Here is a 20,267-nt window from a genome sequence, read left to right as displayed (position 1 = left end):
TGTCGTCCCGGCGAACGCCGGGACCCATACCGCGTGATGTCTCGAGTGAAGCGCCGCCGATAATTTCTCCTGACGCAATGATCGCCGGTGGTTATGGGTCCCGGCCTTCGCCGGGACGACGGGTAAGGGCGAGATGAGCACCACCTCCAACTCCAAATTCCGCAACACCAAGGAAGCCCCGACCGAGCCGTTCAAGCGCTCGGTGGCCTCCTGTTTGAAGGCGATCGCCAAGGCGCCCGAGCTCGACGTCAGCTTCGCCGCCGAGCGTCCCGGGCTCGCACCGGGCAAGGCGCGGCTGCCCGAACCCGCGCGAAAAATGACCAGGCGCGATGCCGCGATCGTGCGCGGCCATGCCGACTCGATCGCGCTCAAGCTCGCCTGTCACGATCCGAAGCTGCATCGCAAGCTGATGCCCGGCAATCCGCAGGCGCGCGGCGTGTTCGAGGCGGTGGAGCAGGCCCGTGTCGAGGCGATCGGTGCGCGGCGCATGGCGGGCGTTGCGAAGAACCTCACCGCGATGCTCGACGACCATTTCCATCGCGGCAAGTTCGACGAGATCACCGATCGCGCCGACGCGCCGCTCGCCGACGCGCTGGCGATGCTGGTGCGCGAACGCCTGACCGGCATGGCGCCGCCGACGGCCGCCAAGAAGATGGTCGATCTCTGGCGTCCCATCCTCGAAGACAAGATCGGCAGGCGGCTCGATCGGCTCGATACCGTGGTCGAGGACCAGACCAGGTTCGGCGATGCCGTGCATGATCTCCTGACGGCGCTCGAGATCGGCGACGAGCGCAGCGCCGACAGCGAAGACAATGACGAGAACGACGAGAACCAGGACGGCGACAACGATCAGTCCGGCGCCGAGGGCTCGCCCGATTCCGACGCCGCGCAGGAGATGAGCGCTGATCAAGCCCAGGCGTCGAGCGAGGAGATGAGCGAGAGCGCGATGGAAAGCGCGCAGGCCTCGACCTCCGACACCTTCGACGACGGCGAACTCGGCGACGACGAGACGCCGGGCGAGGCGACGCGACCGAATTCGCACGGCAAGAACGAGCCGCGCGGGCCGGAATATCACGCCTTCGCGCCGAAGTTCGATGAGATCATCGCCGCCGAAGACCTCTGCGACCATGACGAGCTGGAGCGCCTGCGCGCCTATCTCGACAAGCAGCTCGCACATCTGCAGGGCATCGTCGCCCGTCTCGCCAACCGCCTCCAGCGGCGCTTGATGGCGCAGCAGAACCGCGCCTGGGAGTTCGATCTCGAAGAGGGCATTCTGGACCCCGCGCGGCTGTCGCGCGTGGTGACCGATCCCTATCACCCGCTGTCCTTCATGCACGAGAAGGAGGCGACGTTCCGCGACACCGTGGTGACGCTGCTCTTAGACAATTCCGGTTCGATGCGCGGCAGGCCGATCACGGTCGCGGCGACCTGCGCCGACATCCTCGCCCGCACGCTGGAGCGTTGCGGCGTCAAGGTCGAGATTCTCGGCTTCACCACGCGCGCCTGGAAGGGTGGCCAATCGCGCGAGGCGTGGCTTGCCGCCGGCAAGCCGGCCAGTCCGGGCCGTCTCAACGATCTCCGCCACATCATCTACAAATCGGCAGACGCCCCGTGGCGCCGTGCGCGGAAGAATCTCGGCCTGATGATGCGCGAGGGGCTGCTGAAGGAGAACATCGACGGCGAGGCGCTCGACTGGGCGCACAAGCGCCTGCTCGGCCGGCCCGAACAGCGCAAGATCCTGATGATGATCTCCGACGGTGCGCCGGTCGACGATTCAACGCTGTCGGTCAATCCCGGCAACTACCTCGAGCGGCACCTGCGCCACATCATCGAGGAGATCGAGACCCGCTCGCCGGTCGAGCTGATCGCGATCGGCATCGGCCATGACGTGACGCGCTATTACCGCCGCGCGGTGACGATCGTGGACGCCGAAGAGCTCGGCGGCGCCATCACCGAAAAACTCGCCGAACTCTTCAGCGAGACCAACACCGCGCCCACGCAGCCGGCCAACCGCCCGCGACGCAAATTGCATTCGTGAGCAAGCATCGATCCCGCCGCAGCTTTATCGGCCACGCGGCGGCGGGATTTTCCACTCTCGCACTGTCTCGTCTGGCGCAGGCACAGCCCGCGCCGAAGCCGGCGCTCATCGAGCACGCCGTCGCCGCGCCCGTTGGCATCGAGGTCAACGCGCGGCCGATTCCCAATTTCGAGCCGCGCGACCGCGCGCGCACGCGGTTCGGTTCGCTGGACTATCGCGGCGGCCTGGTGCTGACCTCGCCGCATCGCGGCTTCGGCGGCCTGTCCGGCTTCCGCTTCCTCGACACCAAAGGCGAGCGCTTTCTCGCGATCTCCGACCAGGGCACCTGGTTCACCGGTCGCATCCGCTATTCCGGGCGGAGCATGACCGGTCTCGACGACGTCGAGGCTGCGCCGGTGCTCAATGCGGAGGGGCGGCCGATCACGGAGAAGCGGCTGTGGTACGACACCGAGTCGCTCGCGCGCGACGGCGACCTCGTCTATGTCGGGCTCGAGCGTGTCAACCAGATCATGCGGTTCGATTTTTCGAAGGGCGGCACACGCGCCCGCGGCGAGGTGCTGCCGACGCCGCCGGGGGTGCGCAAGCTGCCCTATAACAAAGGGCTCGAGGCGCTGGTGTTCGTCCCCAAGGACATATCAAAGGGGCAGCCGCTCGCGGGCACCTTGATCGCGCTGTCGGAAGGCGGCTTCGATGCCGACGGCAATCTGATCGGATTTTTGATCGGCGGCCCGACGCCGGGCCAGTTCAGCATTCGCCGCACCGACCAGCAGCTCATCAGCGACGCCGTGCTGCTGCCCTCGGGCGATCTCCTGATCCTCGAACGCAAATTCTCCTGGTTCACCGGCGTCGATATCCGCATCCGCGCGATCCCCCTGAAATCGATCGCGCCGGGCGCATTGGTCGACGGCCCCGTGCTGTTCAAGGCCGATCTCGGCCACGAGATCGACAACATGGAAGGCATCGACGCCCACGTCACGCCTGACGGCGAGACCGTGCTGACGCTGGTGTCCGACGACAATTTCTCGATGCTCCAGCGCACCCTGCTGCTGCAGTTCGCGCTGGTGGAGTAGGGCCTATCTCTTGTCGTCCTGGACAAGCGAGCAGAGCGAGCGCTGATCCAGGACCCATTACCCCAGGGAGAAGTTTGGCGAAGGCTCGTGGTTATCAATCCGCGCAACACTGCTAACTGGGGTAATGGGTCCTGGCTTTCGCCAGGACGACGACCGCGGTGCAATGCGTGGCCGAACGAGCCGCCATTCCCCCCGCGCGGCTGGCAATCGGCGCATCGCTCACTACACTCTCCCCAACTCCCGCCCCCATCCCGGAACTCCCCCGCATGAGCGTCCTGTTTTCCCCGATCAAGCTGCGCGGCCTGACCTTGAAGAACCGCATCGTGGTGTCGCCGATGTGCCAATATTCGGCCGAGGACGGCGTTCCCACCGACTGGCACTTCACCCACATCAACAATCTCAGCCTGTCGGGCGCGGCGATGTTCTGCATCGAGGCGACCCATGTCGAGGCGATCGGCCGCATCACACCGGGCTGCCTCGGGCTCTACAGCGATGCCGCCGAGGCCGCGCTGAAGCAGATCCTCACCTCGGTGCGGAAACATTCCTCGACCGCGGTCGCAATGCAGCTCGCGCATGCGGGCCGCAAAGCCTCGAGCGCGCGGCCCTGGGACGGCGGCCAGCTGATCCCGCAGGACCAGGGCGGCTGGCAGACCGTGGCGCCGTCAGCGCTGCCGCACAAGGAGGGCGAAGCCGCGCCGCTGGCGCTCGACGCCGCCGGCCTCAAGCGCATTCGCGATGCCTTCGTCGATGCGGCGAAGCGCGCCGATCGCATCGGCATCGACGCGATCGAGCTGCACGGCGCGCACGGCTATCTCCTGCATCAGTTCCTGTCGCCGATCTCGAACAAACGCACCGACGAATATGGCGGCTCGCTCGAAAACCGCATGCGCTTCCCGCTGGAGGTCTACGACGCGGTGCGCGCGGTGTTCCCGCACGGCAAGCCGATCGGGATGCGGGTGTCGTCGACCGACTGGGTCGAGGGCGGCTGGGACCTGGCGCAGACGATTGAGTTCGCCAAGGCGCTGAAGGCGCGCGGCGTCGACTGGATCGATGCCTCCTCCGGCGGCGTCTCGCCGCTGCAGAAGATCGCGCTCGGCCCCGGCTATCAGGTGCAGTTTGCAGACAGCATCAAGCGCGAGACGGGTTTGCCCACCATCGCCGTCGGCCTGATCACCGAGCCGAACCAGGCCGAAGAGATCGTCGCATCCGGCAAGGCCGACATGGTCGCGCTCGCCCGCGGCATGCTCTACGACCCCCGCTGGGGCTGGCACGCCGCAGCGGATCTCGGCGGCGAGGTCGAAGCCCCCCCGCAATACTGGCGCTCGCAGCCCTCGACGCAGAAGGCGCTGTTCGGCAAGACCAATTTCGGGGCGCGGTGAGGGGGGCGAATGTGGCGCGACGACCGCGCCGCAAACTCGTCATTGCGAGGAGCCCTTGCGACGAAGCAATCCAGACTGCGTCCGCGGAAAGAGCCTGGATTGCTTCGCTGCGCTCGCAATGACGGTCGGGGAGGCATGCGCCCACGCAAAGGTCGCCGCGCTTGCGTCCTTTGGTCCTAAACCATCCCACCTCACGCATCCGTAAACCCTCTCACCTTCCACCTCCGCCAAATCTGGCCTAACCTCGCGTGCGTCCAACGCCTCGCGGAGGCCTGCCATGCGGTTTCGTATCCGGAAAGCTGCCCACGTCATCGAGCGCGTGGGGCTTGCGATGGCGGGCGCGGCGTGCGGGCTGTTCGTCGGCGCTTACGTGGGATCCGCTATACCCGCGCTCACCACGGAAGGCTTCCTGCTGCTGATGATGGTGCTGGGCTTCGTCGGCTTCTATCTCGGCATCGACACACCGCAACTGCCTTTCGACGAGGCCCACGGCGACATCGACGCCGCGGAACTGCTGAGCTCCGCCGGCACGCTCTGCGCCACATTCACCGCGCTCGCCTCCGTCGCCATCATCGTGCTCCGCCTCGAGCCGCATATCGCCTGGAGCTGGTTCGCCCTGTTCGGCTGGATCGCCGGCGTCGCGATGCAGATCGTCGCGGGGGCAAAGGCGCGGATGCGGAAGTCGTGAATTTGTTGTGTTGGGAGAGATCGCGCCGCAAGCACAGTGCGTTCCCTCCCCCCTTGTGGGGGAGGGCTAGGGAGAGGGGTAGCCACACGGCGTGCTCTGTCGAATGAAGCGAGACTCTGTTGCCGTCACTTCGCAGGTCGCCGACACCTTTTGCTGGGCCACCCCTCTCCCCAACCCTCCCCCACAAGGGGGGAGGGAGCCGAGCGGAGTGTGGAGCGCGGCCTTGTTCAGCAGCTGGAAGGACTCAAAACACCACGCCCACTTTCGTGCCGCGCTTCCACGCCACGCGGCAGCGCTTCTTGGTGTTGACATGCAGCAGCTCGAAGCGATCGGGAATCTTCACCTGGCCGCCGAGATCGACGCAGGCGCCGCCCGGCGAATAGTCGATCAGCGTGCAGGGGATCACCGGCGCGCGCGGGTCGGTGATGATCTTGGCCTGGCGGGACACGAGGCCTGCGGGTTTGACGCGGGCATGTCGTCGCGGATGCATTGGCACTCTCCTCCAATTTCCGCGGATGGCGCGGGTGGTTTGTCGATGATGCCAAGGAGTTGATTCGATCCGGCTAAGGCGGGGCGGAGAATTTTAATGAAAAGTATTGGCGAATGGAGAAAGCGGCGGTAGCGGGGTGCGGCTGCCATCAAAGCCCGTCCGTCATTGCGAGCGCAGCGAAGCAACCCAGACTTCCTCTGCGGAAAGATTCTGGATTGCTTCGCTGCGCTCGCAATGACGAGCGGAGTCACCCCACCACGATCTCCCCCGCCTCGCCTCCAGCGCCCACACCCGGCGGCACCGGCATCGGCACCGTCACATAATCCTTCGGCAGATTCACCGGCCGATAACCGGGCTCCACCGCCATCCGCTTCACCACGCTCTCGTGCACATGCGCGCCTTCGGGGATGAGGCGCGGTTCGCAATCCGGGATGTAGAGCCCCATAAACACCTTCCGCTCCGGCCATTCCTTGTAGGTCGCGCTCTTCGGCAGATACTCCAGCACGCGCCAGGGCGCCGTCATCGAATTGTGCAGCTCGCCCGTCTTGCCGGTGAAGGCGGGCGGCACGTATTGAAACGGTGAGTTCTTGCGCTGGATGCCCCAGGCGAGCTGGTTCACCGTGCGCGGGTTGAAGTTCAGCCCCGCCTTCGCCGCCTCCTCGATCATCCAGAGCAGAGGATATTTGGACTCGCCGCTCTCGGCTTCCGGATAGCCGCCGCCGACGTCGCAATGCACGCCGGCGAACCACACCTGCAGGATGTCCTGCGGCTCCTTCTTGTCGTCGGGCACGAAGCGGTTGCGCCAGTAATCCTGCGGCTCCTCATACTGCTTGAGGCGGAACATGCAGCGCCGCTCGTCGATGGCGATCGCCTGGCGGAAGATGTTGACGCTGGGATTGCGCAGCGTGAAGGCGAGCTCCTCGAAGCTCGGCAAATAGCCCCGGTCGGCGCGCGGCACGATCACGCTCGCCACCGTGTCCCAGACGCCGATGAAGTGGATGGTCGGCCAGCGCGACGAGGTGATGCGTGCGAACTGGGCGGCGAGATCGAACTTGTTTTTCGGCAGCGGCCCGCTGTCGTCAAAACCCTCATCGACGAGGTCGCTGACATCGTTGCCGCGCCCGGTGCCGGAATATTGCTTGTAGGCGACGAGGCCACTGCCTGCGAGGTTGGCCTGCTCCGGCGAGATCAGGCCGATCTTGTGGATCAGCCCCGCCAGCACGCGCACGGTATAGGCGCCGCGCGAGAAGCCGAACAGGTAGATCCTGTCGCCCGGCGCGTAGTGCTCGACCAGGAAGCAATAGGCCGACAGCGTGTTGTCATCGAGCCCGTAGCCGGTGGCGAGCCCCAGCACCAGATTGACATTGGCTTTCCAGCGATGCCACGTCGAGGGCTCCGTCACCGTGCCGACCCCGGGATCGTAGAATACCAGCTGCCGCGGCCGCGTCTTGGCGGTCTTGCGCAGGCAGCGATAGAGCTTCAGGACGTTGGAGATGTTTTCGGAAATCTCGTTGCCGGTGCCGTCACAGCAGATGACGAGATTCTTCGGCTCGGATGTGTGGTCGGCGTTGCGCTCGTGCTCCACAGGATACCCCTCCCGCTGATGCTACCCGGGCGAGTATAGCGGAAAAGCGCGGGGAGAAGGAGATGTATGGCCGGAAGCTCGACTGTGGCCATCCTTCGAGACGCCCGCCTGCGGCGGGCCCTCAGGATGAGGGATGAGTGTGCGGTGGCATTTCAACGCAGATGAGTGCAGGCAAGCCTCATCCTGAGGAGACCGCGAAGCGGTCGTCTCGAAGGACGAGGCGCTCGCTCAGGCGCCGCTGAGGCGTCCTATGCGAGAGCCCCGCCGTTGTGAAAGAGGCCTCGCCGCTACTTCTTCTTCCCCTGCCCGATCTCCGGCTGCCACGCCGCATCCTTGCGGCTGGGCGCTGCGGCGCTGGTCTTGATCTTGTCTTTTTTCGGCTTTTTGGTCTCGCGGTTGCTGCGTTGCTGTCCCTTGGCCATGACGTCGTCTCCTCCTGGGTTTCGAGTTCGCCCGCGTGCGAGATCGGTGCTGCAATGGTTGCTGGGCATGACGACGAGACGCCTCCGCCCGAGCCATTGAAGATCGCCGCTGCGCACACGAGGCGCGAAAGATGCAGCGCAACATCGACGCGCGGCAATTGCGTGAGCTGCGCTGACGTGGTCGAGCGTACGCCCGCGCCCTGCCGATGGCGAGGACTAAAACGCCGCGCGCGAGTGTCGCGCTTGCAGCTTAAGTCCCGGCCCGCGCTGACATAAAGCTGGCTATTGCCGGGTAACAAGCGCATGGTTCGCCACGGCTGGCGTCGGTTGGGGCCCCTTCTTTGCGAAAGGCAGGCGCGCATGACCATCCGCTCGCGGCGAGAAACCATCACCTTCAAGCATCCATTCCACATCCGCGGCCTTGAGCGCGAATTGCCGGCCGGCGCTTATGAGGTCGTCACCGACGAGGAGATGATCGAGGGCCTGTCCTTCGCGTCCTATCGCCGCGTCGCCACCATGATCACGGTGCCCTCCGAAGGCGTGCGCGGTGCGACGGAGATGCTGTCGATCGGCTCGGTCGACCTGGCGGATGCCCAACGTATCGACGCGAGTGCCTGAAATGACTGACATCCCGGTCGATCTCGACAGCCACCGCGGCATGGCCGCCCAGAAGGCAACCGATCTGCGCCGCGCGCTGGCCGACGTCGAGGCCCAGGTCAGGGAGCTGCGCGAGCGCGAGGCCGAGCTCGAAAACCGCATGATGTCGGTGCCCGCCACGTCCTGGCCCGAGGCCGCCGTGAAGGCCCGCCATCTGCTCAACCTCTATGCCGCGAGCCTGCCCAGCGAGGACACCCGCCACCGCGCGCTGGTCGCCGCCCTGTTCGACGATTTCGCAAGACTCAACGGCGACGGCTGAAGGCGAGCCACTCAGGCGTCGTCCTGGCGAAAGCCAGGACCCATAACCACCGAAGTCAGTTGTTGTGCACCCTCGTGCCACAGCCTGCTTCGATCACGCTGATCGGCGTCCCCGTGCGCAATTGCGCGCAAGGCCGGCGCGACGCGCGGACAAAGGAGTACCCCATGACACTCACCAGCAGCCGCTTCATCGCCCACGACCAGGACCGCGGCATCGTCCAGTTCTCGATGCAGGACGGCGCGAAGGAGATCGCCTGCGCGATCTCGACCTCCGCCATGGACGACCTCGAGCGCGGCCCACGCGCCCGGCCCAGCGAGCGCGAAGAGCAGTTCACGCGCCTGCGCGAGCGCATCGAAGCCTGCACCGGACGCAAATATCAGGCGACGGAGTTCGAAGGGACACCGCCGGGGATCGTGCTGCGGAGTATTGATTTTCGGGGGTAGGGGCGGCGTGATAGTGAAGTGGCCGCGCTCGTCGCCGTGCGGACGTCGCGGTTGTCATACACAAGCACTGCAGCCGCTTTGTCCGTTCTCACGGGCGACGCAGAGATTCACGAACGTGTAGACTATAGCAACAACGCGCGCTCACAGCGGTAGAGACCCTTGATCTGCGTCAAGAACTCGGTTTGACCACCGTAGCTAGGGTGCCGCACCTGAATGGTAAGTTGATTGCGGGAAATCCTTGCCGCACTTCTTGCCGCATCGTTTCCTATAGCGATGATGCGCTTAGGAGCAAGTAGTCTTACCAAGTCGGCTAGGATCTCCTCGCCCGCGGCTCGCTCTTTTGCGTTATGTGACCGGTTTGAGAAGGGCTCCTCCGGTTCATGGGGATGGAGCGGAAAGACGTTCCAAAGAAATACCGGACTGGCGATGGAGTCTAGAACCGACCATATGACTGCAGCGGTACGCTCCGAGACGGCTTGCCCTTTTGTCGGTCGAGTGATCGACAAATTCCAGCGGCGGGCGTGTAAATCCATGTGCACGTCATCTGTCAGGGCTAGACCTGTGCGACGTCCACCACGATAGCCAAGATCGCGACCAACCCACAGAGAGTCGACCTCAGACTTTGTGGCCGCTTCAAGCATCGCGAGCAACAATGACTCCCGCCGTTTCGATGCGTCAGCCCGGTCGTAGACGGAACAGACTTCCGAATATGGATTGAACGTATTCTCAAAGCGAACTGAGCAAAGCGCCGATACGAACTCGGGTGGTCGAGATGCCATAGCGCCTTCTCCTAGAGAGGCTTATAGGTGATTCGACGAGCCGTGCGACTTCCAATGATAACTCCACCTTTGTTTGATCGCACCTGCCTGAACACATCATAACCTTGCAAAATCGTGAGTTCCCAAAGCTTTAAGGGGCAGGCTTGCACCTCGTACCCACTCACGAATTGCTTGATGGTCTTAAGCAGATCAAAGGAGACGCCCGTTTGTCCTTCGAAGAAATTTAGATGCTTTGCTCGGGAGAATATAAACGCAGAAAGCCCCTCCTCAACAACAATCGCTCGCCCGCTGTCTTGGGCTTCATCGACGATCGGATCGCTCTTTCTCTTATGTTTTATGAGCGCGCGAAAAGTTGGGGACCAATGCAGAACCGCAGCATGGGCAAAGTGGAATACGTCGTGAAAGCGATATCCGTCCCGGTCTTCAATGTTGTCTGTCAACGGATCCCCAATGAAGACTCCATTCCACTGCAAGCAACTCTGCCCGCTCTTCCGTTCCCTGATGACAATCTCAAACTCTTGGGGAAGTTGTTCATCAAGCGAAAACTTCGAATCGAAAGTTGGGAGCCAGCACTCCGCAGGAGCGAGAAAGCGTCCTCGTGTTTTTGCCAGGTTAAAAGTTGCCACCTTTGCAAACGACACGTCGGACGCTTGCAATGTTTTGAGGAATGAATCCACAAACGCAATTAGCTTTTCGCGCGATTCGCTTCGACCCTGTTCTATAGTGAGCAAATCGGATGCAGCTTGGCCAAGTCCTAAAAGCACGTCATCTAGGCTAGGCATCGTCCCAATTGATGCGAGCTCGCAAACTGGCCATCCTGGAACGTTTGTTGCCGCGATCACTGTCGAGTACTGCGGACCCTTGGTTACAGTCGCAAAAATATCCTCGATATCAAATTGCAGCCGAAGACAAAGTGCTGTGAAGTACCACAGCGCATCTCCAAACTCTTCTTCGACCGATTCTTTGAATTCCGGAAATGCCTCGCCCTCGCGTTTGTGCTTCTTAACTGCTGCCATGACGCTTCCGACCTCTCCAAAGAGGCCGAGCACGATTGGCTGTATTTCATCTGAGCGAAAGCGATCAGTGGATCGGACTCCGCTAGCATATTCGCGAAGTAGAAAAGTTTGCTCTCCAGTCATTGGGTTTTATCCCAATCGAGAGGCTCGCTCACGTATCCGTGCTCACCCGTCGATCCAATCCATTCGATGAACTCACAGATCATGTCGTTTGGGAAATAACGCTTGTGTCCTCGTTTGGCGCAGATGTCGAACCCGTGAAAATTCCTGAAGCGGGCCGGAATTCGTGGGCCCACTCCTCCCCAATAAGTAAAATCGTGCGCCACTAAGATACGGTTGGCTTGCGTGTCGTTTTTGACATTTGCAGGATTGCACGTGCCGTCGGAAAAACTGTGATGCGAATTCACTTGCTGCCACGGTTTGCCGGGAAGTTTGTGGTATATATTGTCGCCGAAGGCCTGTTTCTTGCTGCCGCGCAGGTTAGGTTTTTTGCATTGAAACCTTGGATCATTCCAGTACTCGTTGAAAGTCATTGTCTCGCTTACCACCAGAGCAAACACGAGCCGTCCAGAACGCTTTCGCTTGGCGGTACCAGTGCCCACTATCCAGTCACCGACTTGCGCGTTGGCGCGGATTTTAGGTTTGCACGTTGCTAATGTGCAGACGTTCATGAAGGGGTTGGGCGCGAAGCCAAAGTCTCGTGCGACTACATACGAATAGAGCTCCATGGTTAGCAGCTATATCGTTTGATGGGTCGGGTTGCGCACTCGCTTCCGTCCGGATTCTCCCAATCGTTGGAAGTGCCGACGATGGCGTCGACGATGCTGTCTCCATGCCAACCGACCATGGCGTCTGCATAATTTTTTAGGGCGTCCGGAAGGTCACAATTGTTATCCCCGTGCCCCCACACCCCAACAATTCGCTTACCTTGCTTATGTGCGTACTCGATTTCCCAATCTACCCAAGTGCTGCTCTTCGTAGTTGGGGTGACGTAAACCACCAAGACCCCGGCCCAGTCGATTTGAGGCGCCAAGATCTGAGACTTGATGTAGTCAGGGTCAGACGCGTTATTTTCTTTGCCTGAATGGATTGAGGAGTCCTTGATGTGAAGGCCCTTGGGTTTGACCAAGTCCTTCAGCTTTCCAAGTCCCTCATCGTCCTCGTGAACATGGCTGATGAACACGTTTGAAATGATGTTTTCGGCCATCGCATTACCCGCAAAAGAATGTATGAAAAGAAATTAAGTTGTATGTATATCATACCTCAACCTGAATTGTAGGTTTTTTCAGTCATGCTTTCCCCAGTCCTAGAGATATATGTTGTTTGGCATCCGGACGATGGTGCCGGCCGAGCCATTGCAGATGAAATTATTGCGCATTTTCATGGTACGGCATTTTCGGGACTTATCGGCGGAGCCGTGGAGGTTTTCGTAAGGAGCGAGCCGTGGTCAGCTCCGGGCGATGCTCCTCGAAAGATATTCACCCCGATTTCTCCTCCACCAAATGATGTCGCTGCTGCCATGTTCACTGCTGTGGTGCCCATCTTGGGTAACGGGCTTGCTGGCGCGGTGGAGGATGGCGGGCCGTGGAGTGTCTACTTGAGCGGAATTGTTGCGGCGCAAAAGAGTCGGCCAAAGCATATCGGCCTGTTTCCCTATCGCCTTCACAACAATGCTTGCAGCAACACGCAGCTTGGCAAGATCATGGGGGCGTATCAAACGATCGCGGCGAGCGCACCTCACCAAGAGGACACGTCTGCAAATGCCCGATGTCGTGATTTGTCTCAGGCCTTGGCCCAGTTTGTTGCTGGGGATGTCGGGTTGCAGCTGATTGCATTCATCAGCCATACAAAGCGCGTCTCGGCAGCGGAAGCCGCAGATGTGCTTACCTTGATAGAATTGGTGAAGTCGGTAATCGCATCGACGCATCTGAAGGACTATTTTGACGCCCGCGATCTTCAGCCTGGGACTGATTGGGCGAACACCCTCACAAAGTATGCCGGCATCAGTGCGTTTCTTGCGCTGCGTACTGACCTCTATGCTAGCCGCGAATGGTGTCAACGCGAAATGCTAACGGCGAAGCGCGCGGGAATGCCGATCGTAATCTTGGACGCTCTGGGCTATTCAGAAGAGCGGGGCTCATTCCTGATGGATCACGTTCCAAGAACTCCAATTCGAACACTCGACCAGATTTGGAGCAGGCGAGACGTCTATAGAGCACTTAATATTTTAGTTGACGAATGTCTGAAGCGCGCTCTCTGGCAATGTCAGCAAGAACTGGCGAAATCCAGATCGGAAGTTGCTGTTTCTTGGTGGGCGCCCCATGCTCCTGAGCCGGTGACGTTCATCGATTGGATCGAAGCAAATGGTGCGGACATCCCTGCGGGCAGCGATGTTCTCAGAATATTGCATCCAGATCCGCCTCTTGGCCCGGACGAAAGGGAGGTGCTTGAACAAATATTGCGCTTCGGCAGATCTTCGGGGTCATTAGATGTCATGACACCCCGGCAGCTCGCTGCAAGAGGTGGGTGAATGGCAAGAAGGAGACGAGAAGCATTACTGAGGCCGGATGCGCTGCGAGGTGTGCAAATAGCGGTCTCTGTCTCTGAGAGCGAAGACCTAGCTCGACTCGGACTCGTGGAGACACATTTCCGATTGGCTCTCGGGGAGTTAGCCAGAAGCGTACTCGTGAGCGGAGGTAAGCTTGCTTATGGAGGGCGTATTCACCCTGAAGGCTACACTGCGATGCTTATGAAAGAGCTGCAACGATACAATCGGCGGGATAGGCCGCTGTCGATTTGCTTGGCTTGGCAGGAGCACCGAGAACTTTCGAAAGGTGAACTTCAGAAGCAGATTGATGAGTTGGGGCTTCTCGGCGAAATCATTTGTCTAGATGCTGAAGGGCGACCTGTGCCGTGGGATGATCGCGCGAATGCGCCTGTACCAGAAACAGATGCCAAGGTTCGCCGACAAGCACTATCCGGGTTGCGACGCTACATGGCTCAGCACGCAAACGGACGTGTGATAATCGGAGGTAAGCGGTCGAACTTTGAAGGCGAGATGCCGGGAGTGCTTGAAGAGGCGATCGCATCAGTCGAAATGCGGCAGCCTCTATATGTGGTTGGAGGGTTCGGCGGCATCTCGGCAGATGTCGCCGTGCGTATTGGGTTCCTCAACGCAGATTGGCTTCCACAAATGTATCGCGCAGTCGATATTGATAATCGCGCGCTCGGGGCGTTAGACCATCTTCTCGATTTGCGAAGGGAAGGATGGCCGGACAACGGCCTATCAGATGGCGAGAATGCGCAGCTTGCAACCACGTACCGTCCCAGCGAAATCGCGGCGCTAATTAGTCTTGGTTTGGGCCGGCGCTTCGGAGATCGATCGAGACCGACGTCTACGCAGCCCGCACAAGGCAAGCGCAGTCCCGTGAAACGGCCCCGCAAATCGAATTGACTGAATTTCGCGAGAGGGCGCTTGTGTAAGCAAATGGAAGTAAATTCCAAAAACAAAAACGGCCGGATCTTCCGATCTGGCCGCAATGCAAAACTCTTCCGGCTAAGCCTACGCCTTGCGACGCGACCCCTCGCCCAATTCGAAAATTCTTAGCTCGCCTTCTTCGCCGGCGCGGGGGCCGGGCCGACCTTCTTCTGGATGGCGCGCTTCAGCTCGAGGGCGCGGGGCGACAGCACGGCGGCCTTGGCCTTGAGCAGGAAGGGATCGAGGCCGCCATTGTGGTCGACGCTCTTGATCGCGTTGGTGGAGACGCGCAGGCGCACGTTGCGGCCCAGCGCTTCGCTGATGAAGGTCACGTTGACCAGGTTCGGCAGGAAGCGGCGCTTGGTCTTGATGTTGGAGTGGCTGACCGTGTGGCCGACCTGGGGGCCCTTGGCCGTCAATTCGCAGCGGCGAGACATGGCAAAATCCTCAATCTTTCCCAACGATGTGCGGCCGCCATTCGGGGCGCCACGGGCAAATTCTCTGTCCTTGCAGGGAGCGGGCGGACGTATAGGGGGGAAGCGGCGGGACGTCAAGGTTTTGGGGCGGGTTTCGTGCTCCAAGGTAGCTGTCATCGCCCGGCTCGACCGGGCGATCCAGTACTCCGGGCCGGTGCGGCTGACCAGAGGGGCCGCGGCGTACTGGATGCCCCGCCCCAGTGCGCAAGTGCGCACAAGGCGGGGCATGACAGGGGGGCATGACGGCGGTGGAGGTGGCGGGGTGAGGTGCGCGGTTCTGACCCGCCCCGATCACCAAAACGGCAATGATTATCGCGCCTTACCATCACATAAAGGGCGTATTCGCGCCCGAAGAGTCCAGTGGAGTTCCGGACGCGGAGTGGCCCGGACGCATTGCTTGGCGCGGTTTTTGGCTTAAGTAACAACCGTTCGCGCCCCGATTGGATTGTTTCGTGCTCACAACGCCTCATCTTGCGCCAAGTCTGCGTCCAAATGAGCTGCGCCCACATGAGCTGCGCTCAGCGGAGCGGCGCGCAAGGAATCCACGCGCAAGTCATCCGCGCTCTGCCGGCCGCTGGGTCATGGCAGCCCTTGGCGGGCTGGTCTTGGCGTGGGCGGCGGAGCCCGCGGCGGCGCAGGGCAAGCTCGAGGCGCAATACGAGGCGACGCTGGCGGGCATTCCCGTAGGCCGAGGCGCCTGGAACATCGACATCCAGGACGATGTGTTCGCGGCCGCCGCCTCCGGCGGCACCTCGGGGCTATTGAAATCCTTCGCGGGCGGGTCGGGCACCGGCGCCTCGCAGGGCCGCGTGGTCAATGGCGCGCTGGTCGCGACCGGCTACCAGGCCTCCACCACCACGTCGAAGAAGACCGAAGAGATCCGCATCACGCTCGACAAGGGCAATGTGAAGGATTTTGCCATCCTGCCGGAGCCGCCGGTCGATCCCGACCGCATCGTCGTCACCGACGCGCATCGCCGCGGCGTCTGGGACCCGATGACGGCCTCGCTGGTGCGCGTCTCAGGCACCGGCGAGGTGCTGTCGGCGGACGCCTGCCACGGCAGCGCCGCCGTGTTCGACGGCCGCATGCGCTACGAGCTCAAGCTCGATTTCAAGCGTATGGAGAACGTGAAGGCGGAGAAGGGCTATCACGGCCAGGTCGTGGTCTGCTCGCTGTATTTCGTGCCCATCGCCGGCTACATTCCCGACCGTCCCGTGATCAAATATCTCGCCGCCCAGCGCAACATCGAGGTCGCGTTCGCGCCGATCGCGGGAACGCGCATCCTGGTCCCGTTTTGGCTGAAAGTGCCGACCCCGCTCGGGCCGGCCATGCTGGAAGCCACCAGCTTCATCACCACGGCCCAGCCGCCCAGGATCGCGAAGACGCAGTAGAGGGGCGTCCCGTGCTGAATCTCCCTTTTTGGCGAAAATAAACGCAAGCGATTTCAATGGCATCCCTACTGTGCATGGGGTTGTTTTCGCACTTTTTGTTTGGGAGGGCTCCAGGGCCGGGAATCCATTTGACTCCTCCCCGATTCTGATTCGACTCCGCGCCGTCCCCAGCTTTAACGAATCCGCCACCGAAACGTCGCTTGTGCGGCGGGCCAAAACTCCATCTAGTGCGAACCCAATAAGCCTCCCGCGACATCTTGCGAGAACGGAACAGGACTCAAGGGGGAGTCAGCGATTCGGCCGCGATTCGTTCTCAACTCGTTCCGAAGCTTAAAGCCAACGGGAAAAGCGTCGCAAAGTGAGACAGTTGCGCGAGGTTCGGGGAAGGGCGCCGCATTCTCCGCCGTCATGCCCCGGCTTGACCGGGGCATCCAGTACGCCGCGCCCTCTCGGTTTGATCTGCGCCGCCTCTGGAATACTGGATCGCCCGGTCGAGCCGGGCGATGACACCAGCGTGTGAGGCCGGCCCTTCGCGCCCTCGCCCCAAAACAGCACTGACATTCGCCCCAATCGCCATTACCTAATCCTCCAGATGCCTTTTTCCTCCTCCCCCTTCGCTTCCGAGCGGCTTCCCGGCGCCGGCGTCACTGCGGTGCTTGGTCCCACCAACACCGGCAAGACCCATCTCGCCATCGAGCGGATGCTCGCGCATCCCTCCGGCATGATCGGGCTGCCGCTGCGCCTGCTGGCGCGCGAGGTCTACAACAAGATCGCAGCAAGGGTCGGCCCCGACGCCGTCGCGCTTGTGACCGGCGAGGAAAAGATCAAGCCGAAATCGCCGCGCTACTGGGTCTCGACTGTCGAGGCGATGCCGCGGGATCTCGACGTCTCGTTCCTCGCCGTCGACGAGGTGCAGATCGCGTCTGATCTGGAACGCGGCCACGTCTTCACTGACCGCATCCTCAACCGCCGCGGCCGCGACGAGACGCTGCTGCTGGGCGCTGCGACCATGCGGCCGATTATCGAGCGGCTGCTGCCGGGCGTCTCCATGATCACGCGGCCGCGGCTGTCGCAGCTGGAATTCGCCGGCGACCGCAAGATCACGCGGCAGCCGCGGCGCACCGCCATCGTCGCCTTCTCGGCCGACGAGGTCTACGCCATCGCCGAGCTGATCCGCCGCCAGCATGGCGGCGCCGCCGTGGTGCTGGGCTCGCTGTCGCCGCGCACCCGAAACGCGCAGGTTGCGATGTTCCAGAACGGCGAGGTCGATTACCTCGTCGCCACCGACGCCGTCGGCATGGGCCTCAATCTCGACGTCGACCACGTCGCCTTTGCCTCCGACCGCAAGTTCGACGGCTACCAGTTCCGCCGCCTGACGCCGTCCGAATTCGGCCAGATCGCCGGCCGCGCCGGCCGCGCCACCCGCAACGGCACCTTCGGCACCACCGGCCGCTGCGCACCGTTCGAGCCCGAGCTCGTCAATGCGCTGCAGAACCACACCTTCGATCCCGTGAAGGTTTTGCAATGGCGCAATTCGAAGCTGGATTTCGCTTCCCTCGGGGCGCTCCAGGTCTCGCTGAACCTGGCCCCCGGCCACGAGGCGCTGACGCGCGCGCCCATCGCCGAGGACATGCGCGTGCTCGACCACGCCGCCCGCGACGCCGAGGTGCGCGATGTCGCGCACGGCAAGGATGCGGTGGAACGGCTGTGGGAGGCCTGCCAAATCCCCGATTATCGAAAGCTGTCGCCGGCCGCCCATGCCGAGCTGGTCACCACGCTGTACGGCTTCCTGATGCGGAAGGGGTGCATCCCCGACGCCTGGTTCAGGACCCAGATCGACCAGGCCGACCGCGTCGACGGCGATATCGACACGCTGTCGGCCCGGATCGCGCAGATTCGCACCTGGACCTTCGTCGCCAACCGTCCCGACTGGCTGAAAGACCCCGAACGGTGGCAGGGGATCGCCCGCGAGGTCGAAAATAAATTATCGGATGCGCTCCATGAACGCTTGACTGAGCGTTTCGTTGATCGCCGGACCAGTGTATTGATGCGCCGCCTGCGGGAGAACACGAGCTTGAATACTGAAATCGGCAAGACCGGCGAAGTCATCGTCGAAGGCCATGTCATCGGCCGCCTCGATGGCTTCACCTTTGCACCGGATGCGGCGGAAGCCGGCTCCGATGCGAAAGCGTTGCAGGCTGCAGCGCAGGCCGTGCTCGCCGGCGAGATCAACGCGCGCGCCGAAAAACTGGGCAATGCGCCGGACGAGCAGTTCGTGCTGACCTCGGAAGGCGTCATCCGCTGGACCGGCGATGCCGTGGCGCGGCTGTCTGCCGCAGAGGACGCGCTGCATCCGCGCATCCGCATCATCTCCGACGAACGCCTCACGGGCGCCCCTCGAGACAAGGTGCAGGCCCGGCTCGAGCTCTGGCTCAAGACGCATATCGAAAAGCTGCTCGGGCCGCTGTTCGAGCTCAGCAAGGCCGAGGACGTCACCGGCATCGCCCGCGGCATCGCCTATCAGCTCGTCGAGGCGCTCGGCGTGCTGGAGCGCCCGAAGATCGCCAACGAGCTGAAGGACCTCGACCAGCCCTCGCGCGCGACCTTGCGCAAATATGGCGTCCGCTTCGGCGCCTATCACCTCTATTTCCCCGGCCTGCTCAAGCCGGCCGGGCGTGCTCTGGCCGCGCTGCTCTGGGCGCTGAAGCAGGACAATGTCGATCCCTCCGCGCTGTCGGGCGCGCAGCATCTGGCGAGCTCCGGCCGCACATCGTTCCCGGTCGACAAGCAGCTGCCGCGCGACGCCTATCGCGTGCTCGGCTACAAGCAGGCCGGCGAGCGCGCCGTCCGCGTCGACATCCTGGAGCGCCTGGCCGATCTGATCCGTCCGGCGCTGGCCTGGCGCGAGAACGCGTCCGGCGAAAAGCCCGCCGGTGCGTTCGACGGCCGCAGTTTTGTCGTGACGCAGGCGATGACCTCGCTCACCGGTTCGGCCGGCGAAGATTTTGCCTCCGTGCTGCGTGCGCTCGGCTATCGCATGGACAAGCGCCCGCCGCTGCCGGCGAAACCCGCCGCGGCTGTTGCCGAGATCCCTGTTGCTGACGCGGCTGCTGCTGAAGCCTCCAGCGAAGAGACGCCCGCAGCCGAAACGTCGGTCGAGGACGCCGCAGTGCCTGCGGAAACCGCGATCGAAGCCGCCGCCGAGCCTGTGACCGTCGAAGACGCGCCCGGCATGGAGCAGCACGACGAGCCCGTGCAAGACGAGCCGGCGCTCGAAGCCTCCGTCACGCCGGAAGACGCTCCCGGCATCGCGCCGCCTGCGGAAGAGGCTGCGGCACCCGTTGAAGCCGCCGAAACCGCACCTGCCGAGACCGCACCTGCCGAGACCGCGTCTGCAGAGACTGCTGCAACCGAAGCCGCTGCGTCGGCCGATGCGGCTGCGCCTGTGGAAGCCGCGGCAACGCCCGCCGAGCCCGAGCTCATCGAGGTCTGGCGTCCCGCCGGCCGTCACGATGATCGCAAGCCGCGCCACGAGCGCCATCGCAACCAGCGTCATCACCAGCCGCGTCCGCAGGCGGCCGCTGAAGCCGGCGCTGCGCCTGCCGAAGGCGAAGCCCAGCCTGCCGCCGACGGCGAGAAGCGCGGTGAGCGTCATCGCCATGGCGGCGGTCATCGCCGCGATTCTGGTCGCGACGGCGGCAGGGACTTCCGCAAGCCGCGCGAAGGTGGCGCCGAAGCTGCGCCGCGGCCCGAGGGACGCGACGACAAGAACCGCCGCTTCGAGGGCAAGAATGGCGGCAACAAGGACCGCGACAACAAGGATCGCAACAAGGGCAAGTTTGGTGGCGGCGATCGCGACAAGGGTCGCGACAACCGTGGCCGCGACCGCGACAAGGGCCGCGACCGCCAGGGCGGACCCTCGCTGCGTCCCTATGCATCGAGCGCCAATCCGCGCGAACGCGATCGTCCTGTCGATCCGAACTCGCCGTTTGCAAAACTCGCTGCGCTAAAGGAGCAGCTGTCCGGGCGTAAGGAGTAGCGTAGCGTTTTCAAGCGAAGTGCGGAGCGGTTCGCGTGAAGAAAACGCGTCAGAGGG

At 62.7% G+C, this 20,267-nt stretch carries 19 protein-coding genes; 11 read left to right on the top strand and 8 right to left on the bottom strand.

The window, feature by feature from the left end; all coding sequences use genetic code 11:
- Positions 1-133 precede the first annotated feature (133 nt).
- From cobT to ABIB90_RS07665, 4 genes are all read left to right on the top strand, one after another.
- Entirely contained in the window at positions 134-2,038 is a 1,905-nt protein-coding gene (cobT, locus tag ABIB90_RS07680; RefSeq protein ID WP_007599234.1) for a cobaltochelatase subunit CobT, read from the top strand.
- Entirely contained in the window at positions 2,035-3,108 is a 1,074-nt protein-coding gene (locus ABIB90_RS07675) for an esterase-like activity of phytase family protein (RefSeq protein ID WP_354200585.1), read from the top strand. Before cobT ends, ABIB90_RS07675 begins: the two co-directional genes overlap by 4 nt.
- A gap of 266 nt (positions 3,109-3,374) precedes the next feature.
- Positions 3,375-4,487 carry an NADH:flavin oxidoreductase/NADH oxidase gene (locus tag ABIB90_RS07670; protein WP_354200584.1) on the top strand — a complete coding sequence of 371 codons (1,113 nt, stop codon included), beginning with the start codon at positions 3,375-3,377 and terminating at the stop codon, positions 4,485-4,487.
- A 277-nt stretch (positions 4,488-4,764) separates the two neighbouring features.
- Complete coding sequence (locus ABIB90_RS07665) at positions 4,765-5,175, top strand: hypothetical protein (RefSeq protein WP_007599237.1); 411 nt, start codon at positions 4,765-4,767, stop codon at positions 5,173-5,175.
- A gap of 244 nt (positions 5,176-5,419) precedes the next feature.
- Here the strand turns inward: ABIB90_RS07665 and ABIB90_RS07660 are convergent, their stop codons facing one another.
- From ABIB90_RS07660 to ABIB90_RS07650, 3 genes are all read right to left on the bottom strand, one after another.
- Positions 5,420-5,665: a PilZ domain-containing protein gene (locus ABIB90_RS07660; RefSeq protein ID WP_007599245.1), complete on the bottom strand. Its 246-nt coding sequence runs from the start codon at positions 5,663-5,665 to the stop codon at positions 5,420-5,422.
- 247 nt (positions 5,666-5,912) lie between these two features.
- Complete coding sequence (locus ABIB90_RS07655) at positions 5,913-7,250, bottom strand: T6SS phospholipase effector Tle1-like catalytic domain-containing protein (protein WP_354200583.1); 1,338 nt, start codon at positions 7,248-7,250, stop codon at positions 5,913-5,915.
- Positions 7,251-7,537: 287 nt separating this feature from the next.
- Positions 7,538-7,672, bottom strand: a complete 135-nt coding sequence (locus ABIB90_RS07650; protein WP_279664826.1) for a hypothetical protein — start codon at positions 7,670-7,672, stop codon at positions 7,538-7,540.
- A 360-nt stretch (positions 7,673-8,032) separates the two neighbouring features.
- Between ABIB90_RS07650 and ABIB90_RS07645 the strand changes: the two genes are divergently transcribed.
- From ABIB90_RS07645 to ABIB90_RS07635, 3 genes are all read left to right on the top strand, one after another.
- On the top strand, positions 8,033-8,290 hold the full coding sequence (locus ABIB90_RS07645; RefSeq protein ID WP_027515171.1) for a hypothetical protein: 258 nt from the start codon (positions 8,033-8,035) through the stop codon (positions 8,288-8,290).
- Between the two features lies 1 nt (position 8,291).
- Positions 8,292-8,588 (top strand): hypothetical protein, encoded by a 297-nt coding sequence (locus ABIB90_RS07640; protein ID WP_354200582.1) that lies wholly within the window; start codon positions 8,292-8,294, stop codon positions 8,586-8,588.
- A gap of 164 nt (positions 8,589-8,752) precedes the next feature.
- The gene (locus tag ABIB90_RS07635) at positions 8,753-9,031 is read left to right on the top strand and encodes a DUF1488 family protein (protein ID WP_018452941.1); all 279 of its coding nucleotides are present in this window, start codon (positions 8,753-8,755) and stop codon (positions 9,029-9,031) included.
- Between the two features lie 122 nt (positions 9,032-9,153).
- On the opposite strand, the gene ABIB90_RS07630 is transcribed toward ABIB90_RS07635, so the two are convergent.
- From ABIB90_RS07630 to ABIB90_RS07615, 4 genes are all read right to left on the bottom strand, one after another.
- A complete protein-coding gene (locus tag ABIB90_RS07630; RefSeq protein ID WP_354200651.1) occupies positions 9,154-9,672 on the bottom strand; it encodes a uracil-DNA glycosylase in 519 nt (172 codons plus the stop codon).
- Between the two features lie 149 nt (positions 9,673-9,821).
- The gene (locus ABIB90_RS07625; protein ID WP_354200581.1) at positions 9,822-10,949 is read right to left on the bottom strand and encodes a nucleoside triphosphate pyrophosphohydrolase family protein; all 1,128 of its coding nucleotides are present in this window, start codon (positions 10,947-10,949) and stop codon (positions 9,822-9,824) included.
- Positions 10,946-11,554, bottom strand: a complete 609-nt coding sequence (locus ABIB90_RS07620; RefSeq protein ID WP_354200580.1) for an Nmad2 family putative nucleotide modification protein — start codon at positions 11,552-11,554, stop codon at positions 10,946-10,948. The genes ABIB90_RS07625 and ABIB90_RS07620 overlap by 4 nt, the downstream gene beginning before the upstream one ends.
- A 2-nt stretch (positions 11,555-11,556) precedes the next feature.
- The gene (locus ABIB90_RS07615) at positions 11,557-12,033 is read right to left on the bottom strand and encodes a TIR domain-containing protein (RefSeq protein ID WP_354200579.1); all 477 of its coding nucleotides are present in this window, start codon (positions 12,031-12,033) and stop codon (positions 11,557-11,559) included.
- An 84-nt stretch (positions 12,034-12,117) separates the two neighbouring features.
- On the opposite strand from ABIB90_RS07615, the gene ABIB90_RS07610 reads away from it, so the two are divergent.
- On the top strand, positions 12,118-13,356 hold the full coding sequence (locus tag ABIB90_RS07610) for a toll/interleukin-1 receptor domain-containing protein (RefSeq protein ID WP_354200578.1): 1,239 nt from the start codon (positions 12,118-12,120) through the stop codon (positions 13,354-13,356).
- Positions 13,357-14,280, top strand: coding sequence for a hypothetical protein (locus tag ABIB90_RS07605; protein ID WP_354200577.1), 924 nt, complete (start codon positions 13,357-13,359; stop codon positions 14,278-14,280).
- A gap of 149 nt (positions 14,281-14,429) precedes the next feature.
- Here ABIB90_RS07605 and rpmB read toward each other — a convergent pair whose 3' ends face one another.
- Positions 14,430-14,741 carry a 50S ribosomal protein L28 gene (gene rpmB, locus ABIB90_RS07600; protein ID WP_354159848.1) on the bottom strand — a complete coding sequence of 104 codons (312 nt, stop codon included), beginning with the start codon at positions 14,739-14,741 and terminating at the stop codon, positions 14,430-14,432.
- A gap of 620 nt (positions 14,742-15,361) precedes the next feature.
- On the opposite strand from rpmB, the gene ABIB90_RS07595 reads away from it, so the two are divergent.
- Entirely contained in the window at positions 15,362-16,171 is an 810-nt protein-coding gene (locus ABIB90_RS07595; RefSeq protein ID WP_354200576.1) for a DUF3108 domain-containing protein, read from the top strand.
- A 592-nt stretch (positions 16,172-16,763) separates the two neighbouring features.
- Positions 16,764-20,210 carry a helicase-related protein gene (locus ABIB90_RS07590; protein ID WP_354200575.1) on the top strand — a complete coding sequence of 1,149 codons (3,447 nt, stop codon included), beginning with the start codon at positions 16,764-16,766 and terminating at the stop codon, positions 20,208-20,210.
- Positions 20,211-20,267: the final 57 nt, after the last annotated feature.

This window comes from Bradyrhizobium sp. JR4.1 (assembly GCF_040548605.1).
Taxonomy (GTDB): domain Bacteria; phylum Pseudomonadota; class Alphaproteobacteria; order Rhizobiales; family Xanthobacteraceae; genus Bradyrhizobium; species Bradyrhizobium canariense.
This window is presented reverse-complemented; position numbering and strand designations above follow the sequence as displayed.